Source organism: Bacillus sp. 01N45 (assembly GCF_056399205.1).
Genome location: NZ_JBFTQW010000006.1, coordinates 165,766 through 184,233, shown reverse-complemented (window position 1 = coordinate 184,233; position 18,468 = coordinate 165,766). Strand labels below are relative to the sequence as shown.

Sequence of the window (18,468 nt, the reverse complement as noted above, 5' to 3'; positions counted from 1 at the left end):
ACGTGCTACTTCAAAATATGCTTATCCGAGGAGAAATATTCGGTTTGCTAATCGTACCTTACGATTCAGTAATAACCTGATGGCCTGCCGCTTTCGTTAAGCGATTCATAATGGCATTCCCTATTCCTTCATTCGGGAATGATTCACTAAAAATAACATCCACTTCACTTGCATCAAACGTTCTAAGTACATCATATAATTTAGTCGCAACGCTAGCTAAATCGCTTCGAACACCACAAGATAATACAACATCCGCGCTATATACATGCTGATATTCTTCCGTCGTTAATACACCTACTTTAAATCCTTCTTCCTTTTTCTTATCCACAATAAGCTGAATAAATTCACGTGAGCCCTCAACAATACTAAGCGGCGCTTTCGGTGCATAATGTGTATATTTCATTCCAGGTGATTTCGGTTTTTCCTTCTCATCCTTTAAAGCCGGATCTAAAGAAACAGTACCGATTACCGCTTCTAATTGTTCTTTCGTAATCCCACCTGGGCGTAATATCGTTGGAACCTCGCTCGTACAATCAATTACAGTCGATTCAACACCTACTCCCGTCGCACCACCATCTACAATACCTGCAATTTTCTCATTTAAATCTTCATATACGTGAGAAGCTAGTGTCGGACTTGGGCGCCCAGAGCGATTCGCACTCGGTGCTGCAACAGGCACATTTGCCTCTTCAATAAGAGCAAGCGCTACTGGATGATCAGGCATTCTTACTCCAACCGTATTAAGTCCTGCCGTCACCTTCTCTGAAATCCCTTCTTTTCTAGGTAAAATAATCGTTAACGGGCCTGGCCAAAAATGCTCCATTAACTTCTCTGCAACTGGCGGGATTTCTTTCACAATCCCATCTAACTGTGATTTTGTACCGATGTGGACAATAAGTGGATTATCACTCGGTCTTCCTTTCGCTTCAAAAATTTTCGCGATTGCTTCATCATTCATCGCGTTTGCACCTAGTCCATATACCGTTTCTGTAGGGAAGGCAATCGCCTCGTTTTCCCTTAATAATTTTGCCGCTTCTTGTAACTGTGGATAATATTTTTTTCTTTCCACAACATTATCCACAACCCACATATTTGTATGCATTTTTTCCCACGTCCTTTTCTACCCTGAAATACTTGTCTATTTTTAGTTTACTATGAGATTTATCCAAAAGACAAACAAGGTTTATCCACAAAATGTGGATAAACCTAATTAATCCGTGGATAACTTTGTGAATAGCTGACAATTTAGTATTATTGCATTTGGCTCTTTTATATTTTTACAAAAGTGTTCTAACTGTCGAATTCCCTCTGGTACGTTTTCTTTCTCTATAGTAACAAAGTCAAAAAACTGAAAGATTGTTATAGATTGTGGATGATTTGTTAGTAAGTACAATTGTCGAATATTTTTTTCGTTCATATACTGCAAAAACATTTCAAAAAAATATAAGAAAGTCTGTTTATCCACATTAGGTGTGAATAAACAAGAACGAATCAGTGCGTGTTCTTCACTTTGTTCATATCCGATGACAGCCCGTATTTCTTCCGCCTCTTCCAAAATCATAAATTGCGCGTACAACTCATTTATTTTATCATCTTTTTTATTAGCTTGTCCGAAAAAAGAATGCAATCTTTCCACATCTGCTTTCGTAGCAAAATATACTTTCTTCATAGTAAATCCCTCCTCTTTGTTATATATGAGAAGGGACCTACTAATAGTACTATTTAGAGAATAAAGATGTAAAAGCTTCTACAATAAATAACTTAACTTCTGGCTTTTCTTCTTCCTCCTCTACTTTTACATACTCATTTTGTTTTTCTTGCTTTTGTTCCACAGGTTTCTCCACTTTTTCCACAGTTTTTGTTTCTTCTTTACTTACAGGTTGTTCTTCTACTTTTGTTTCATTTTTTACTACTTTCTTTTCAGAAGCTGTTACTTTTTTTGCGACTTCCTGCTTTACAGCTTTCTTTTCTTTCACCTCATCCTCTTTTTTCTCTTCTGTATTTACTACTTCATCATCTATTTGTTTTACTTGCTCCTCTTCAGGAGATTCAGCCTTCACAACATGTTCTTCTTTCCTTACAGCTGTACCACTTGAAAAATCTAAGAAACACATCGGTGGAAATAATACACACCACCAGTTTGCCCCTTCCCCTTCCCCAATTGTAATCAATACCGCCTCATATTCCCCTGCTGGATAAATAAAATTACCATATACCTTTGTAGGGAACTTTACATTCTTACTAAATTTCACTTGAAATGAATCTTTACTTCCTTCTTTTTTCAACGTATTTGCCACTGTTTTTTCGATTTCTGGAATATGACTTTGAATGACTTTACGTGCCTCTTCAAATGAAGTTAAATCTGCTACCCATCCATCAATTTGTGCTTTTACTTCATCACGCACTTTGCGCTTTAAAGCCTGATCTTTATCTGAATCACTATTTGCTAAAATCCGTAATCGAACGGCCTCTTTCGGAATAACTGAAGGCCCTTTCGCATCAGCTTTCATATATCCAAACTGCACAAGCAACTGTGCACCAATTAATAATAGAAGAAGATAAGCAATAACTTGTTTTTTCATTTCCTCCACCGTCCCTTCTACAAACAGTGTGGACAGACTTTCATCTTTCTAAACTATTAAATTCAAAATCTATATAAATTTTTCCACAAAAAAATAGAGTAAGGTGTGAACCTTACTCCATCTCTGCAAATACCATACGATCTTTTCCATTAATATCAAAAACAACCTCAACATGAGCATGTGGAAAAGCTTGTTGTAACAACCCTTTTACATCCTCACCTTGCCCTACTCCAATTTCAAATGCCACAATTGCTTTCTTCTTCAACACATTCGGCAACTCTTCCATAAAACGGCGATAGAAATCTAATCCGTCTTCACCGCCAACAAGTGCTCTCTTTGGCTCATGCTCTTTCACCACAGGAGAAAGGCCACGCCAATCCTCTTCCGGTATATATGGAGGGTTTGAAACAACAACATCTAACTTTTGACCTGTTTTATAAAATGGTGACAATAAATCACCATGATAGAACGTTACTTCTGCGCCCAAAGTTTTTGCATTTTCTTTTGCAACTTCAATCGACTCTTGTGCAATATCTACCGTATACACATGAAGATTTTTATTTTCTAAAGCAAGCGTAATAGAAATCGCTCCACTACCTGTACCAATGTCCGCCACATGTAGTTTCTCATCGCCAAAATGACGCTCGATTCTTTCTAACACTCCCACTATAAGCTCTTCTGTTTCCGGTCTGGGTATTAATACTTCTTCATTCACAAAGAACGACCGTCCATAAAACATTTCATAACCAATCATATATTGAATAGGAATACCTTCTACATGCTTGTGAATAAACTCCGTAAAACTCGTTTCTTGTTCCACAGTTATTTCTTCACGCATATTCATGAGCATTCCGGTTCTGTTCGTCTTTAATACATGACAAAGGACAAGTTCTCCCGCATTTTCATCTCGTCCATTTTCCTGTAAAAAAGAAGAAGCCCATTTCAGGGCTTCATAGACACGCATTACTCAGCTGCCTCCATCTTTTGAGCCTGATCTTCCATCACTAAGGCATTGATGAAATCATCTAACTTACCTTGTAAGATTTGATCTAGCTTTTGAATCGTTAAACCGATTCGATGGTCTGTAACGCGGTTTTGCGGGAAATTATACGTACGAATACGCTCTGAACGATCACCCGTACCAACAGCTTGTTTACGGTTTTGATCATACTCAGCTTGCGCTTCTTGTCTAAACTTATCATAAACACGTGCGCGTAATACTTTCATCGCTTTTTCTTTATTCTTGATTTGTGATTTCTCATCCTGACACGATACAACTACACCAGTCGGTAAATGCGTTAAACGTACCGCTGACATCGTTGTATTAACACTTTGTCCACCAGGACCACTAGAAGCAAACGTATCAACACGAACATCTTTTTCATGAATACTAATTTCTACTTCTTCTGCCTCTGGTAATACAGCTACAGTTGCTGTAGATGTATGAATACGTCCACCAGATTCCGTTTCAGGAACACGTTGTACACGGTGAGCACCATTCTCGAATTTCAGCTTCGCGAACGCACCTTTACCGTTAATCATAAAGATAATCTCTTTATATCCACCTAACTCTGTATAGCTCGCTTCGATAATTTCAGTTTTCCAACCTTGTACCTCAGCATAACGGCTATACATACGATATAAATCACCAGCAAATAAAGCGGCCTCGTCACCACCAGCAGCACCACGAACCTCAACGATAACGTTTTTATCATCATTAGGGTCTTTTGGAACAAGTAAAATTTTCAGACGCTCTGACAATTCTTTATCTTGCCCTTCTAATTCAGAAACCTCTTCTTTTACCATGTCACGCATATCAGCGTCTAACTTATCTTCTAACATTGCTTTTGCATCTCTTAATTGCTCACGAACATCTTTATACTCACGGTACACCTCTACCGTTTCCTGCATATCAGATTGTTCCTTTGAATACTCACGAAGCTTATTCGTATCGCTAATAACCTCTGGATCACTTAACAATTCATTTAACTTCTCATAACGATCTTCTACAGCCTGCAAACGATCTAACACACCATTCACCTCTACATCCTAGTATCTAATACAAATAGTATATGGTACTTAATCAAAAAAACGCAAATTATATTTAAAAGCGTAAGCGGCTTGCTCAGAATCGCAGGACATTGGAACTCTCGACCTTGAAGCGCTCTTTGCTTCGAGCGAGAGAGTGAAATGGCCGGAGATTCTAGCCGCTGGAGCTAGATAATATTTAAAAGCGCAAGCGGCTTGCTCAGCTCTGACTGCCTAAAGTTCTTAGCTGTACGAAGAGCCGGCCACCAATCTTCATCTATTTTCGAAAAAAACCCGCTCTACATAGCGAGTTTCATTTATCTTTGTTTTGTAGGTACTGCATGACAATGACGACAACGTGGTTCATACGATTCTGAAGCCCCAACTAAAATAATTGGATCATCAAATGCCGCTGGTTCTCCATCGATTAAACGTTGCGTACGACTTGCAGGAGATCCGCATGCAGAACACACTGCCTGCAACTTAGTTACATGTTCAGCAATCGCCATCAGCTGAGGAACTTGTCCAAATGGTAGACCACGGAAATCTTGGTCTAATCCAGCTACAATGACACGATAGCCACGATTTGCCAATACTTGCACCACTTCCACAATGTCCTCATCAAAAAATTGTACCTCATCGATTGCAATAACATCCATTTCTTCTGCTACATGGTTAAATATATCTTTTGAAGCTGAAACAGGAACTGCTTTAACCTTTAATCCATTATGTGATACAACATCTTCTTCACTATAACGATTATCAATACATGGTTTAAATACAATCGCATGTTGTTTCGCAAATTGCGTACGGCGTATACGGCGGATGAGCTCTTCTGATTTTCCAGAAAACATACTCCCGCAAATCACTTCAATCCAACCATTTTGATTCATTAAGTACATTGAGCTCTCCTTTCATCTACTTTCCTAATCCAAAGTAGGGTAAAGGTTTAATATTTTTGCAAAAAAAACAGACAAGCGAATACATACACTTGCCTGTTTTATGTTCTTTATTACTTGATACCGTATTTCTTATTGAAGCGGTCAACACGTCCGTCTGCAGTAGCAAACTTCTGACGTCCAGTGTAGAATGGGTGAGAATCAGAACTGATCTCAATTTTTAGTAATGGATAAGTGTTACCATCTTCCCACTCAACAGTTTCGCTAGAGCCTTTAGTAGACCCGCTTAAGAATTTGAAGCCTGTGTTCGTGTCCATAAATACAACTTTATTGTAATTTGGATGGATTCCTGCTTTCATTCTTTTCATCTCCTTCCGCCCTGAATCATTTTCGAAACAGAGTTTTTCATCTTCAGCTGCTTACACAACTATATTGATGAAACACATATGATGAAATTATAACAAGGCTAACTCCATTTTGCAACTACCTGTTTTTGTCTTTTTAAAATTTAAAAGCGCAACCGTCTCGTTCAGAATGGGAGGGGGATGGAGCTTCTGACGTAGAGGCGCTTTTTGCCTCATAGGAAGAAGTGAAGCCACCGACCATTCTAGCTGCTGAAGCTGGATATAATTAAAAGCGCAAGCGGCTCGTTCAGAATCCAGGAAACTTCAAGCTCTCGGCCCAAATATAATTTTCATCTCAAAAAATAAAATTTTTCCCATATATTACTCTCTCTAATATTCCCTTAAAAAACATAAAAAACTCGCTTACCACAAAATAAGCGAGTCCCAATCTTTTCCCTTTACTTAGTTGTTACATATCTTTTTGAGTCTGCAACAATGTTTTGTAAAAATTCTTCATTTGTCTTTGTTTGACGAAGTTTACGTAAGAAACCTTCGACAAAGTCTGGTGTATCACGCATTGTTTTACGAATACCCCATAGCTTGTCTAAATGTTCTTTCGGAATTAATAGATCTTCTTTACGTGTACCAGAACGGCGAATATCAATTGCCGGGAAGATACGACGCTCAGCTAATGAACGATCTAAATGAAGTTCCATATTTCCAGTTCCTTTAAATTCTTCGTAAATTACATCGTCCATACGAGATCCTGTATCAACAAGCGCTGTTGCTAAAATCGTTAAGCTACCGCCTTCTTCAATATTACGTGCAGCTCCAAAGAAACGCTTCGGTCTATGGAAGGCAGCTGGGTCGATACCACCCGATAATGTTCTACCACTTGGTGGAATAACAAGGTTGTAAGCTCGCGCTAAACGGGTAATACTATCCATTAAAATGATAACATCTTTTTTGTGCTCTACAAGACGCATTGCACGTTCTAACACAAGTTCCGCTACTTTAATATGGTTTTCTGGCACTTCATCAAAAGTAGAACTTACAACATCTCCTTTAACAGAACGTTCAATGTCTGTTACTTCCTCTGGACGCTCATCAATTAAAAGTACAATTAATTCAGCTTCCGGGTGATTTGTTGTAACACTGTGTGCGATTTCTTTTAATAGACTTGTTTTACCAGCCTTTGGAGGCGCGACAATTAAACCACGTTGTCCAAATCCAACTGGTGCGATTAAATCCATGATGCGTGTCGGTAACTTTTTCGGTTCCGTTTCCAATTTCATTTGGCGATCTGGGTATAATGGTGTTAATGCAGGGAAATGCACACGCTCTTTTGCTGACTCTGGATCATCTCCGTTTACAGCTTCAACTTGTAATAATCCAAAATAGCGTTCATTTTCTTTCGGAGGTCGTACTTTACCAGAAACCTTGTCTCCATTACGTAAATCGAAACGACGAATTTGCGAAGCTGAGATATAAATATCTTCTGAGCTTGGAGAATAGTTGATAGGACGTAGGAATCCAAATCCTTCTGATTGAATAATTTCTAATACGCCTTCCATGAAGAAGAAACCTTCTTTTTCTGCTCGAGCTTTTAGGATAGCGAAGATTAACTCTTTTTTCGTTAATTTGCTATAATACGAAATCTTAAATTCTTTCGCAAGCTCGTATAACTCTTTTAATTTCATGTTTTCTAATGCTGCAATTGACAAATTCATTCAGACACCACACTTTAACGTTATTCTCTTTTCACATGGGTAAAGGGAAAAAATACGGAAGGCAAATAATTAATAATGAAAGGCAATAAGTTCAAGTAGGGTAATATTCACTATTGTAACCCTTTTATCTAGTTTTAATCAATACGTTGAAACACAAATACAAGAAGCGAAGACAAGAAAATTTGTCTTCGCTTTTATTTAACCTAGTTCCAGTAGCTAGTATGGTCAGGAGCTACAATGCCCTGCGATTCTGAACGAGCCGCTTGCACTTTTTATTTAATCCAGTTCCAGCGGCTAGAATCTCCAGTCATTTCACTCTCTCGCTCGAAGCAAAAAGCGCTTCAAGGTCGAGAGTTCCAATGCCCTGCGATTCTGAACGAGCCGCTTGCACTTTTTATTTAATAACCAAGTTCGGTTTTTTATTCAAGCTATGACGTCCGTCTACGAAGCGTACTGTGCCTGATTTTGCACGCATAACAAGGGATTGTGTTGTTCCTACGCTACCTTTAAATTGAACGCCGCGTAATAGTTCTCCGTCTGTTACGCCTGTTGCCGCAAAGATTGCATCGTCACCTTTTACTAAGTCTTCCATGCGAAGGATACGATTTATATCTTCAATACCCATTTTTTTACAACGAGCTAATTCAGCTTCATTTTGAGGCAGAAGCTTTCCGTGGATTTCTCCACCTAAACATTTTAATGCAACTGCTGCTAATACACCCTCAGGTGCTCCACCAGAGCCGAATAAAATATCTACACCTGTGCGATCAAATGCAGTGTTAATTGCTCCAGCCACATCGCCATCGTTAATTAATTTAATACGAGCACCAGCTTTACGAATTTCTTCGATAATCGCTTGATGACGTGGACGGTTTAAAACTGTCGCTACAACATCTTCAATATCTTTATTTTTCGCTTTCGCAACCGCACGTAAGTTATCGATAATAGGCGCATCAATATCGACCGCCCCAACCGCTTCTGGGCCAACCGCGATTTTATCCATGTACATGTCAGGAGCATGTAACAAATTACCATGATCTGCAATTGCAATAACAGCAAGAGCATTCCATCCACCAGCTGCTACGATGTTTGTCCCTTCTAAAGGATCAACCGCAACGTCTACACGTGGTCCATATCCTGTACCTAATTTCTCTCCGATATACAGCATTGGTGCTTCGTCCATCTCGCCTTCACCAATTACAACTGTACCTTTCATCGGGATTGTATCAAATACATCACGCATAGCTGATGTTGCTGCACCGTCTGCCTCATCCTTTTTCCCGCGCCCCATCCAACGCGCTGATGATAATGCTGCAGCCTCTGTTACACGTACTAACTCCATAGATAAACTTCTTTCCACGATAATCCCTCTCCTTTAAGTCTTTATATTTCTGCCGTATTTTGTGAACCGTGTTTCTCTACAAAGTATACTTCCGCAAGTAGTGATGCTTCGCTTCCCCCTTGCGGAAGTATCACTTATGCGTTCTTCATCTCTTCAATTTCTTGGCTTGTCATTTGTTCTCGCCAAATATTTGCGCCAAGACCTTTAAGCTTGTCTACTATATTTTCATAACCTCGATCAATATGCTCAAGTCCGGTTACTTCTGTAATTCCATCCGCCATTAACCCTGCAATAACAAGAGCCGCTCCAGCTCGCAAATCACTTGCTTTCACTTTTGCACCTTGCAATAAAACAGGACCAGTTACAATTGCCGAACGACCTTCCACTTTAATTTGTGCATTCATACGACGTAATTCATCAATGTGTTTAAAGCGTGCGCCGTAAATCGTATCCGTTACAACACCCGTTCCGTGCGCCTTTGTTAAAAGCGTTGTAAATGGTTGTTGTAAATCTGTTGGGAATCCTGGATATACAAGCGTTTTTATATCAACTACTTTTAACCTTCTATTACCGTTCACTGTAATTTGGTCATCGTTCGTTTCAACTTGGACACCAGCTTCTCTTAACTTCGCTGTAACTGACTCTAAATGCTGAGGAATCACATTATCAACCGTTATTTCTCCTCCTGATGCAGCTCCTAAAATCATATACGTACCCGCTTCAATACGATCCGGAATGATCGTATGGTGACAACCGTGCAGTGAATCCACACCATCAATTCGGATTACATCTGTGCCCGCACCTTTAATGCGTGCACCCATGCTTGTTAACAATGTAGCTACATCAATAATCTCTGGTTCTTTCGCTGCGTTTTCAATAACAGTTCTACCTTTCGCTCGCACAGCTGCTAGCATAATATTAATTGTAGCTCCTACACTAACAACATCTAAATAAATGCGTGCCCCGCGCAATTCATCTGCTCTTAAATAAATCGCACCCTGTTCATTCGTAACATGTGCACCTAACGCTTCAAATCCTTTAATATGCTGATCAATAGGCCTCGGTCCTAAATGACATCCACCTGGAAGCCCAATAACAGCTTTTTTAAAACGGCCAAGCATCGCACCCATTAAATAATAAGAAGCACGCAATTTTTTCACTTTTCCATTCGGTAAAGGCATTGCAACCATGTTAGAAGGATCAACTATCATCTCTTCCTCCTGTCCATAAGCTACTCTTCCTCCAATCTCCTCTAGCAAGTCTCCTAACATTTTCACGTCCGAAATATTAGGGACACCACCAATAGTTACTGGAGTATCTGCTAAAATTGTCGCTGGAATTAGTGCAACGGCGCTGTTCTTTGCACCACTCACTCGAATTGTTCCATTTAAAGCTCTTCCGCCTTCAATTAGCAATTTTTCCATATTGAGCTCCCTTCTTGTGAATGTATTTACTTTCTATATCCTTATAGAAAGCTCCCCTTAAGAATCTCAATCACTCTTTCCACCCTAACACTCAATAAATAGGAAACCATTATCTTCATTTCTCCCGTAGTACGAATAGATAAAGATTAACTATTCATCGAATTTACTTTATCAATTTAGATACATTATCACATTTATTAATAGGACTATGCACATTATTTTCTATTCCAAAAACAAAATGATAAAAATCTTTAGACTTGTTCACGCTTTCATTATACAACGAAAGGAAACCGTCTAAAAGACTAGACGGTTTCCAAAACGGAATTTTATTCTTACGCTTTACCGTTAGAACCGAATTCACGCATTTTACCAGCAACAGTTGCTTTAATAGCGTCGCGGCCAGGTCCAATATATTTACGAGGATCGTAAACTTCTTGGTCTTTGCTTAATGCTTCACGAACAGCTTTTGTAAACTCAATTTGGTTCTCAGTGTTTACGTTAATTTTTGAAGTACCTAAAGAAATAGCTTTTACGATATCAGCAGTTGGGATACCAGTACCACCGTGTAATACTAAAGGTACGCCAGTGAAGTCACGAACTTGTTCCATTTCAGCGAATCCTAAGTTAGGCTCACCTTTGTAAGGACCGTGTACAGAACCTAAAGCTGGAGCTAGGCAATCGATACCTGTTGCTTCAACAAGGTGCTTACACTCTGCTGGATCAGCGTAAATTACGCCTTCAGCGATGATGTCGTCTTCTTGTCCGCCAACTGTTCCAAGCTCAGCTTCAACAGATACGTTACGAGCGTGTGCGTATTCTACTACTTTTTTAGTAGTTTCAACGTTTTCTTCGAATGGGTGGTGAGAAGCGTCGATCATTACAGATGTGAAACCTGCATCGATTGCTTCTTTACATTTTTCGAAGCTTGAACCATGGTCAAGGTGAATCGCTACAGGAACAGTGATGTTCATTTCTTCGATTAAAGCTTTAACCATAGCTACAACTGTTTTGAAACCAGTCATATGACGAGCTGCACCCTCAGATACACCTAGGATTACAGGAGACTTTTCTTCTTCCGCAGCAGCTAAGATAGCTTGAGTCCACTCTAAGTTGTTCATGTTGAATTGACCAACTGCGTATTTTCCTTCTAGTGCTGTGTTTAGCATTTCTTTCATAGAAACTAAAGGCATGGTGAATCCTCCTAAAAAACGTTTTTTGTATCCGATAAGTTCTTATCGCTGGTAGTATGACCAGAATAAGGTAAAATATGTATATTTACATACCGGACTTTTTTCTACACTCAATAGGATAACAACTTGTACTCAAAAACTCAACCGTATTCACCTGCTCAAGAGTCCATGTAAACGCTTTTTTCCATATTTTTTATAAAAAATTCATTTTTTACGCCTCTACAGCAAGCTGTTCTCTCACCGCTTGACGAATCTCATCAATATCAAACGGTTTAGCAAAGTGCATTAAAGCTCCTAAATCTTTCGCTTCTTGGATCATATCAAGCTCTCCGTAAGCAGTCATTAAAATTACTTTAATACTCTCATCAATTTCCTTTACATGTTTTAAAATCTCTATACCATCCATACCTGGAATTTTCATATCTAACACTACTAAATCTGGATTATCTTTTTTCACGATATCTAAAGCTTGAAATCCATTCGCTGCTTGGAATGTCTGATAACCTTCTTTTTGGAACACTTCATGTAATAGCACACGAATGCCATATTGATCATCAACGATTAAAATTTTACCTTCCATAACTCCCAACCTTTCTGTGTAAATACAAGATTTAAAGCTTCTTATATCTTAACGATTAATTTTCGCTATTCTTTGGCAAATTCCTTCCTATTCTTTCTTATTTTACCGTTTCCTATTTTGTTATGCTACCCTTCGATTTCACCTTTCTAAAAAAATAAACTATAATGAAAGCCGGTAAACACGTACGAAAGGGAGTAACATTATGTTAAAAATTTTTTCAACTCAATTAAGTGGTTATTTCTCCAGAGTTTCTCAAAAAGAAGAAATGAATATAGAAGATAGCGCCCGTCTACTTGCTCAAGCATTAGTTGGCGACGGTTTCATTTATTTACATGGTACAAATGAAATGGAGGGCGTTGTCGCTGAAGCATTATTCGGTACTGAGCCAATGAAGCAAGCAAAACGATTATTTGAAAATGGTAAAGAAGTAGAAGTAACTTCTGCAGACCGTGTACTTCTTATTAGCCGTTTTTCAACAGATGAAGAAGTTGTAGCAATGGCAAAAAAACTTCAAGCTGATGGACACTCTATTGTCGGCATCTCTGCTATTCAAGAAGGTACTGAATCACTAGAACAATATACAGATGTACATATTGATACTAAGCTGTTAAAAGGCCTTATTCCAGACGATGAAGGCAATCGCTACGGATTCCCAAGTTTAATGATAGCTTTATTTGCATATCATGGGATCAAATTTACAATCGATGAAATGTTAAATGAATATTAAAAAAAGCGCCCTATTTCAGGCGCTTTTTTTATTACTTGCTCTCTTTATTCGTAATAGAAGCACTTACGAAGTCATGGAACAATGGTTGTGGACGGTTTGGACGAGATACAAGTTCTGGATGGAACTGTGCCGCCACGAACCAAGGGTGGTCTTTTAATTCAATGATTTCAACTAGACGACCGTCTGGGCTTGTACCAGAGAATACAAATCCTGCTTTTTCCATATCCGGACGGAATTGATTGTTGAACTCATAACGATGACGATGACGCTCATATACAACCGGCTCGTTGTAAGCATTGTAAGCATTTGTTTCTTCAGCAAGCTTACATGGGTATAGACCAAGACGAAGTGTGCCACCTAAGTCTTCTACATCTTTTTGTTCTGGTAATAAGTCAATGATTGCATAAGGTGTGTCAGGATTAATTTCAGAAGAGTTAGCTCCTTCTAATCCTAATACGTTACGTGCGAATTCGATTGATGCAAGTTGCATACCTAGGCAAATTCCTAAGAATGGAACTTTGTTTTCACGAGCATATTGAATTGCAACGATTTTACCTTCTACACCACGATCGCCGAATCCACCAGGTACAAGGATACCATCTGTGTCACCAACTAATTCTTGTACGTTCTCTGGTGTTACGTGCTCAGCGTTTACCCATTTCACTTCTACATCTGTGTCGAATGAATAACCCGCATGACGAAGTGCTTCTACAACAGAAATATATGCATCTTGAAGCTCTACGTATTTACCAACAAGAGCAATTTTTGTTTTCTTAGAAAGGTTACGTACTTTATTAACTAGCGCAGTCCACTCTGTCATATCTGCAGCTGGATTGTCTAATTTTAAGTGATCGCAAACGATTTGGTCCATATTTTGTTCTTGAAGAGATAATGGAACCGCATATAAAGTATCTGCATCGCGTGCTTCGATAACTGCTTTTGTATCAATGTCACAGAATAATGCAAGCTTGTCTTTCATATCTTGAGAAACAGGCAATTCTGTACGAACAACGATAATATTTGGTTGAATACCTAAGCTGCGAAGCTCTTTAACGCTATGTTGCGTTGGTTTTGTTTTCATTTCACCCGCTGCTTTTAAGTACGGGATTAACGTACAGTGAATGTACATTACATTGTCACGACCGATGTCGCTCTTAATTTGACGGATTGCTTCTAAGAATGGTAGAGACTCGATGTCACCAACAGTTCCACCAATTTCTGTAATAACAACATCCGCGTTTGTTTCGCGACCAGAACGGTATACACGCTCTTTAATTTCGTTAGTAATGTGAGGAATAACCTGAACTGTTCCTCCTAGGTATTCACCACGACGCTCTTTTTGAAGAACTGAAGAGTAAATTTTACCTGTTGTTACGTTGCTGTATTTGTTTAAGTTGATGTCAATGAAACGCTCATAGTGACCAAGGTCTAAATCAGTTTCTGCACCATCATCTGTTACGAATACCTCACCGTGTTGGTATGGGCTCATAGTCCCTGGGTCTACGTTAATGTATGGATCAAACTTTTGAATCGTTACGTTTAAACCACGATTTTTTAAAAGTCTTCCAAGAGATGCTGCTGTAATACCTTTTCCTAAAGACGATACTACACCGCCTGTTACAAAAATATACTTAGTCATGAAAAAGCTCCCTCCTATTTTGCTGTTATATAATCACCGTTGCAAAGCGCAACGTATGTAGATAACACTGTATCCATCTTATTGTTAGACTCTTTTTATTTTCTAAACAAAAAACAAAAAAGAAAATTGCTCCCCTCATCACATAAAGTAATAAGTAGGGAGCAATTTTCTTTTATATTTACACTTTAAAAGTATTATCGTCCTTTTTTAAAGAGCCCAAAAATGATTCTACATGGACGATAATGAAAAGTCAAGAACTACAGTTCTTCCTCTTCTTCTTCTTCAGCTTCAGCTTCATCGTACTCAAGTTCTTCTTCGGCGAAGTCATCGTCATCATCTTCATCTAAATCATCAAGATCATCGTCGTCTCCGTCTTCTTCTTCAAGAACCTTGTCCAAATCTTCTACCTCTTCTTCATTTGCGTCTGCATCGTCGAAGTCTTCATCTTCTTCGATGTAGTCGTCAAAACCGTCCTCTTCAACTTTACGTTTCTTCTTCGGTTTTGGCTGAGGTAAGATTTCTTCATCAATTTGCTCATATGGGTACCAGCTACGTAGTCCCCAACGATTTTCTCCTAAATTAATGAAACGTCCATCGATGTTTAAATCTGTATAAAATTGTGCGAGTTTCGCATTAACTTGCTCTTGAGATAGTCCCAGCACTTGAGCGATTTCTCGAACCAACTCGTTGAATGTCGTTGCTTGTCTTTTATCCCCTAAAACGCTATGTACAACTTCAATCATTGAACATTCTTTTAGCTCTTCTGGTGAATATTGCTTAAAATTCACTTATGCGGCACTTCCTTTCTTCAAATATAACCTTATATATAACGGTCTGCTTAAAAAAATCCATACTATTCATTATAAACAAAAGTCGCACAAATATGCTACAAAAAAAACGGGAAACTTTAATATGATAATAAAATTATAATTTGTCTATTCCTTATTTCGGAAACATATGCGCTCCTTGCAGTACATACCTAATTTGCATTTCTGTATATTCTTCAAGCGTATACAGTTTTTGCAGGGCCCAACGTCTAAATCCCCACATTTGTCCTTGTATGAAAATGTTATGTGCAAGAAGCTGTATCTCTTTTTTATTTAATGTAAATGTCCCATTTTCTGTACACTGCTCTAAAATATTCTCAAACATTCCGACCATTTGAAACTCTTTTTCTAATACATATGGGAGTGATTCTTTCGGTAAAAAACGTACCTCTTGATACATAATTAATACTTCTTCTTGCAATTCATCCATCACTTTAAAATAATTCTTTATCGCTATCTTTAAGCTTTCTATACTTCCCTTCTCTGTACACACTACTTCCTCTAATCTTTCTTTTACATGTTCATAAATACTATCACAAACTAAATATAAAACATCATCTTTTGTACGAATGTACTCATAAAGTGTTCCAATACTAAACCCAGCCGCCTTCGCAATCTCTCTCGTTGTTGTACGTGGGAACCCTTTTTGCTTAAACAATTGCACCGCACCTTTAATCATTTGTTCACGTCTTAACGCAACTAATTTTTCATCTTTCACGGACGCATGTACATTATGTTTAACCATCCCCTTCACCTCTCTCTATTATTTTTTGGAAGGAAAAAGCGTAGGAAAATACCTACGCCTTTGCTCCTACTTCGTTAACATACGAGAAATTACAAGCCTTTGAATCTCTTGTGTTCCCTCATATATTTGTGTAATCTTTGCATCGCGCATATAACGCTCTACTGGATAATCTTTCGTATAACCGTAACCACCAAATACTTGTACCGCTTCAGTCGTCACCTTCATCGCTGTATCGCCTGCAAATACTTTTGACATCGCTGACTCTTTCCCATACGGAAGCCCTTCCGATTCAAGCCAAGCCGCTTGATATGTTAGAAGACGCGCCGCCTCCACATCCGTTGCCATATCTGCAAGTTTAAAGCCAATTCCTTGCTGCGCCGCAATTGGTTTCCCAAACTGATGACGCTCTCTTGCATACTCTACAGAAGCATCTAAAGCCCCTTGCGCAATACCGACTGCTTGCGCGGCAATACCATTACGGCCGCCATCTAATGTTTGCATCGCAACTTTAAATCCTTGCCCCTCTTCCCCTAGTAGGTTCTCTACAGGAATACGGCAATCTTCGAACATAATTTCAGTTGTTGGTGAAGAGCGAATCCCTAACTTGCTTTCCTTCTTCCCAACTGAAAATCCTGGTGTATCACTTTCCACAATAAACGCGCTCGTACCACGCTGCTTCGATTCGGGATCAGTTAACGCAAAAACAACATAAATATCAGCAATACCGCCATTTGTAATAAAGATTTTCGATCCATTTAAAATGTAATGGTCTCCATCTCGTTTCGCAGTTGTCCTCATTCCGCCAGCATCTGAACCAGAACTTGGTTCCGTTAAACCGTATGCGCCAATTTTCGCTCCTTCTGCCATCGGTCGTAAAAATTTTTGCTTTTGTTCTTCCGTTCCAAATTTAAAAATTGGCCAACCAGCAAGTGAAGTGTGTGCAGACAGCGTTACACCTGTTGAAGCACAAACACGAGATAATTCTTCGATAGCAATTACATACGCTAAGTAATCGCTTCCAATTCCGCCGTATTCTTCAGGCCACGGAATGCCGGTTAAACCAAGCTCTGCCATTTGATCAAATAGTGCACGATCAAATCTCTCTTCTTCATCACGCTCAGCTGCCGTCGGTGCTACTTCGTTCTTAGCAAAATCCCGAACCATTTTTCTTATCATTTCATGTTCTTCTGATAGTTTAAAATGCATTCCCGTCTCCCCCTTGTCCTTTTATAAAGCTCGACTAATAACAAGTTTCTGTATCTCACTCGTTCCTTCATATATTTGCGTGATTTTCGCATCACGGAAAAATCGTTCTACTGGATAGTCTTTCGTATAACCGTAACCACCAAATACTTGCACCGCTTCAATCGCAACTTCAACAGCCGTCTTAGAAGCGAATAATTTCGCAATAGAAGCTTCTTTACCGCATGGTAATCCTTGCGCTCTTAGCGATGCCGCTCTGTATACAAGTAATCGCGCTGCTTCTACACTAGTCGCCATATCTGCAAGTTTGAATCCGATTCCTTGCTGCGCCGCAATTGGCTTGCCGAATTGCTCACGCTCTTTCGCATAATCAATCGCACATGCAAGCGCCGCTTCCGCGATTCCTAATGCCTGCGCTCCGATTCCAATTCGTCCAACATCTAAATTCGCCATTGCCACCTTAAATCCTTGTCCTTCTTCACCAAGTAAATTCTCGGCCGGCACTTTCATATCTTCAAACGTAAGTTGTACCGTGCGAGAACCAAGAAGTCCCATTTTATGCTCATCTTTGCCGATAACTAAGCCTGGTGTATCTTTCTCTACTATAAATGCAGAAATCCCACTTTTTCCTGCCTCTGGATTTGTAGAAGCGAATACAATGTATGTACTTGCTTCACCGCCATTTGTAATAAATACTTTCGATCCATTAATAATGTAGTGATCGCCTTTCTTTACAGCTCTTGATTTCAAACTCCCTGCATCTGATCCTGCATTTGGTTCTGTTAATGCAAATGCACCTAAATATTCACCAGTCGCAAGTTTAGAAACATATTTCTGCTTCTGTTCTTCTGTTCCAAAATATAAAATCGGGTTCATTCCGACTGACGTATGTACAGCTAAAATTACACCAACCGTTGCACTTACCTTTGAAATTTCCTCAATTGCTAAAATGTAAGAAATAAAATCCATTTCTGCCCCGCCATATTTTGCAGGCGCTGGAATACCCATTAGTCCAAGCTCACCCATCTTCTGCAAAATCTCTTTCGGGAACACCCCTTGTTCCATACTAGGAACAAAGGGAGCTATTTCCTTCTGCGCAAAATCTCGAACCATTTTCCTCATCATTTGTTGCTCTTCAGTAAAATGAAAGTTCATGTACTCCGCCTCCGTTTGCTATATATCTTTTTAATAATTTGGTAAGACCACTA

18 protein-coding genes are annotated in these 18,468 nt (G+C 39.1%); 1 reads left to right on the top strand and 17 read right to left on the bottom strand.

Going from position 1 to position 18,468, the window contains the following annotated elements; genetic code table 11:
• Positions 1 to 58: 58 nt before the first annotated feature.
• The 12 genes from AC1DMU_RS16080 to spo0F all read right to left on the bottom strand — a co-directional run bounded on the left by AC1DMU_RS16080 (position 59) and on the right by spo0F (position 12,119).
• The gene (locus AC1DMU_RS16080) at positions 59 to 1,102 is read right to left on the bottom strand and encodes an L-threonylcarbamoyladenylate synthase (RefSeq protein ID WP_048560279.1); all 1,044 of its coding nucleotides are present in this window, start codon (positions 1,100 to 1,102) and stop codon (positions 59 to 61) included.
• A gap of 108 nt (positions 1,103 to 1,210) precedes the next feature.
• Entirely contained in the window at positions 1,211 to 1,669 is a 459-nt protein-coding gene (locus AC1DMU_RS16075; RefSeq protein WP_000758432.1) for a GNAT family N-acetyltransferase, read from the bottom strand.
• 49 nt (positions 1,670 to 1,718) lie between these two features.
• Positions 1,719 to 2,582 (bottom strand): stage II sporulation protein R, encoded by an 864-nt coding sequence (gene spoIIR / locus AC1DMU_RS16070; RefSeq protein ID WP_088064877.1) that lies wholly within the window; start codon positions 2,580 to 2,582, stop codon positions 1,719 to 1,721.
• A gap of 112 nt (positions 2,583 to 2,694) precedes the next feature.
• A complete protein-coding gene (gene prmC / locus AC1DMU_RS16065) occupies positions 2,695 to 3,546 on the bottom strand; it encodes a peptide chain release factor N(5)-glutamine methyltransferase (RefSeq protein WP_087985982.1) in 852 nt (283 codons plus the stop codon).
• Positions 3,546 to 4,613, bottom strand: coding sequence for a peptide chain release factor 1 (gene prfA / locus AC1DMU_RS16060; protein WP_002096180.1), 1,068 nt, complete (start codon positions 4,611 to 4,613; stop codon positions 3,546 to 3,548). The genes prmC and prfA overlap by 1 nt, the downstream gene beginning before the upstream one ends.
• A gap of 314 nt (positions 4,614 to 4,927) precedes the next feature.
• Positions 4,928 to 5,512: a thymidine kinase gene (locus AC1DMU_RS16055; RefSeq protein ID WP_088064868.1), complete on the bottom strand. Its 585-nt coding sequence runs from the start codon at positions 5,510 to 5,512 to the stop codon at positions 4,928 to 4,930.
• A 110-nt stretch (positions 5,513 to 5,622) separates the two neighbouring features.
• Positions 5,623 to 5,868, bottom strand: a complete 246-nt coding sequence (locus tag AC1DMU_RS16050; protein ID WP_000643447.1) for a type B 50S ribosomal protein L31 — start codon at positions 5,866 to 5,868, stop codon at positions 5,623 to 5,625.
• 443 nt (positions 5,869 to 6,311) lie between these two features.
• Positions 6,312 to 7,583 carry a transcription termination factor Rho gene (gene rho, locus AC1DMU_RS16045; RefSeq protein WP_001053898.1) on the bottom strand — a complete coding sequence of 424 codons (1,272 nt, stop codon included), beginning with the start codon at positions 7,581 to 7,583 and terminating at the stop codon, positions 6,312 to 6,314.
• Between the two features lie 394 nt (positions 7,584 to 7,977).
• Positions 7,978 to 8,943, bottom strand: a complete 966-nt coding sequence (gene glpX / locus AC1DMU_RS16040; protein WP_000442336.1) for a class II fructose-bisphosphatase — start codon at positions 8,941 to 8,943, stop codon at positions 7,978 to 7,980.
• A gap of 116 nt (positions 8,944 to 9,059) precedes the next feature.
• Complete coding sequence (murA, locus tag AC1DMU_RS16035; protein ID WP_000413258.1) at positions 9,060 to 10,349, bottom strand: UDP-N-acetylglucosamine 1-carboxyvinyltransferase; 1,290 nt, start codon at positions 10,347 to 10,349, stop codon at positions 9,060 to 9,062.
• Between the two features lie 332 nt (positions 10,350 to 10,681).
• Complete coding sequence (locus tag AC1DMU_RS16030; protein WP_001131858.1) at positions 10,682 to 11,539, bottom strand: class II fructose-bisphosphate aldolase; 858 nt, start codon at positions 11,537 to 11,539, stop codon at positions 10,682 to 10,684.
• Positions 11,540 to 11,750: 211 nt separating this feature from the next.
• Positions 11,751 to 12,119, bottom strand: a complete 369-nt coding sequence (spo0F, locus tag AC1DMU_RS16025) for a sporulation initiation phosphotransferase Spo0F (protein WP_000398593.1) — start codon at positions 12,117 to 12,119, stop codon at positions 11,751 to 11,753.
• A gap of 202 nt (positions 12,120 to 12,321) precedes the next feature.
• Between spo0F and AC1DMU_RS16020 the strand changes: the two genes are divergently transcribed.
• Positions 12,322 to 12,846, top strand: a complete 525-nt coding sequence (locus AC1DMU_RS16020; RefSeq protein WP_088064869.1) for a DUF2529 domain-containing protein — start codon at positions 12,322 to 12,324, stop codon at positions 12,844 to 12,846.
• A gap of 31 nt (positions 12,847 to 12,877) precedes the next feature.
• Here AC1DMU_RS16020 and pyrG read toward each other — a convergent pair whose 3' ends face one another.
• From pyrG to AC1DMU_RS15995, 5 genes are all read right to left on the bottom strand, one after another.
• On the bottom strand, positions 12,878 to 14,485 hold the full coding sequence (pyrG, locus tag AC1DMU_RS16015) for a CTP synthase (protein WP_000170450.1): 1,608 nt from the start codon (positions 14,483 to 14,485) through the stop codon (positions 12,878 to 12,880).
• A 257-nt stretch (positions 14,486 to 14,742) separates the two neighbouring features.
• Complete coding sequence (gene rpoE / locus AC1DMU_RS16010) at positions 14,743 to 15,273, bottom strand: DNA-directed RNA polymerase subunit delta (RefSeq protein WP_048542705.1); 531 nt, start codon at positions 15,271 to 15,273, stop codon at positions 14,743 to 14,745.
• Positions 15,274 to 15,427: 154 nt separating this feature from the next.
• Positions 15,428 to 16,057: a TetR/AcrR family transcriptional regulator gene (locus tag AC1DMU_RS16005; RefSeq protein ID WP_048542708.1), complete on the bottom strand. Its 630-nt coding sequence runs from the start codon at positions 16,055 to 16,057 to the stop codon at positions 15,428 to 15,430.
• A gap of 66 nt (positions 16,058 to 16,123) precedes the next feature.
• Positions 16,124 to 17,263, bottom strand: a complete 1,140-nt coding sequence (gene acdA, locus AC1DMU_RS16000; RefSeq protein ID WP_088064870.1) for an acyl-CoA dehydrogenase AcdA — start codon at positions 17,261 to 17,263, stop codon at positions 16,124 to 16,126.
• A gap of 21 nt (positions 17,264 to 17,284) precedes the next feature.
• Positions 17,285 to 18,415, bottom strand: coding sequence for an acyl-CoA dehydrogenase (locus AC1DMU_RS15995; protein ID WP_087985984.1), 1,131 nt, complete (start codon positions 18,413 to 18,415; stop codon positions 17,285 to 17,287).
• Positions 18,416 to 18,468 lie beyond the last annotated feature (53 nt).

What these genes read in the sequence shown, in the direction of transcription:
- AC1DMU_RS16020 (WP_088064869.1), top strand. Translation starts at nt 12,322, where the DNA reads ATGTTAAAAATTTTTTCAACTCAATTAAGTGGTTATTTCTCCAGAGTT.
- prmC (WP_087985982.1), bottom strand. Translation starts at nt 3,546, where the DNA reads ATGCGTGTCTATGAAGCCCTGAAATGGGCTTCTTCTTTTTTACAGGAA.
- AC1DMU_RS16005 (WP_048542708.1), bottom strand. Translation starts at nt 16,057, where the DNA reads ATGGTTAAACATAATGTACATGCGTCCGTGAAAGATGAAAAATTAGTT.
- murA (WP_000413258.1), bottom strand. Translation starts at nt 10,349, where the DNA reads ATGGAAAAATTGCTAATTGAAGGCGGAAGAGCTTTAAATGGAACAATT.
- AC1DMU_RS16050 (WP_000643447.1), bottom strand. Translation starts at nt 5,868, where the DNA reads ATGAAAGCAGGAATCCATCCAAATTACAATAAAGTTGTATTTATGGAC.
- spo0F (WP_000398593.1), bottom strand. Translation starts at nt 12,119, where the DNA reads ATGGAAGGTAAAATTTTAATCGTTGATGATCAATATGGCATTCGTGTG.
- acdA (WP_088064870.1), bottom strand. Translation starts at nt 17,263, where the DNA reads ATGCATTTTAAACTATCAGAAGAACATGAAATGATAAGAAAAATGGTT.
- AC1DMU_RS16030 (WP_001131858.1), bottom strand. Translation starts at nt 11,539, where the DNA reads ATGCCTTTAGTTTCTATGAAAGAAATGCTAAACACAGCACTAGAAGGA.
- AC1DMU_RS16080 (WP_048560279.1), bottom strand. Translation starts at nt 1,102, where the DNA reads ATGCATACAAATATGTGGGTTGTGGATAATGTTGTGGAAAGAAAAAAA.
- AC1DMU_RS15995 (WP_087985984.1), bottom strand. Translation starts at nt 18,415, where the DNA reads ATGAACTTTCATTTTACTGAAGAGCAACAAATGATGAGGAAAATGGTT.
- pyrG (WP_000170450.1), bottom strand. Translation starts at nt 14,485, where the DNA reads ATGACTAAGTATATTTTTGTAACAGGCGGTGTAGTATCGTCTTTAGGA.
- spoIIR (WP_088064877.1), bottom strand. Translation starts at nt 2,582, where the DNA reads ATGAAAAAACAAGTTATTGCTTATCTTCTTCTATTATTAATTGGTGCA.
- AC1DMU_RS16055 (WP_088064868.1), bottom strand. Translation starts at nt 5,512, where the DNA reads ATGTACTTAATGAATCAAAATGGTTGGATTGAAGTGATTTGCGGGAGT.
- AC1DMU_RS16075 (WP_000758432.1), bottom strand. Translation starts at nt 1,669, where the DNA reads ATGAAGAAAGTATATTTTGCTACGAAAGCAGATGTGGAAAGATTGCAT.
- rho (WP_001053898.1), bottom strand. Translation starts at nt 7,583, where the DNA reads ATGAATTTGTCAATTGCAGCATTAGAAAACATGAAATTAAAAGAGTTA.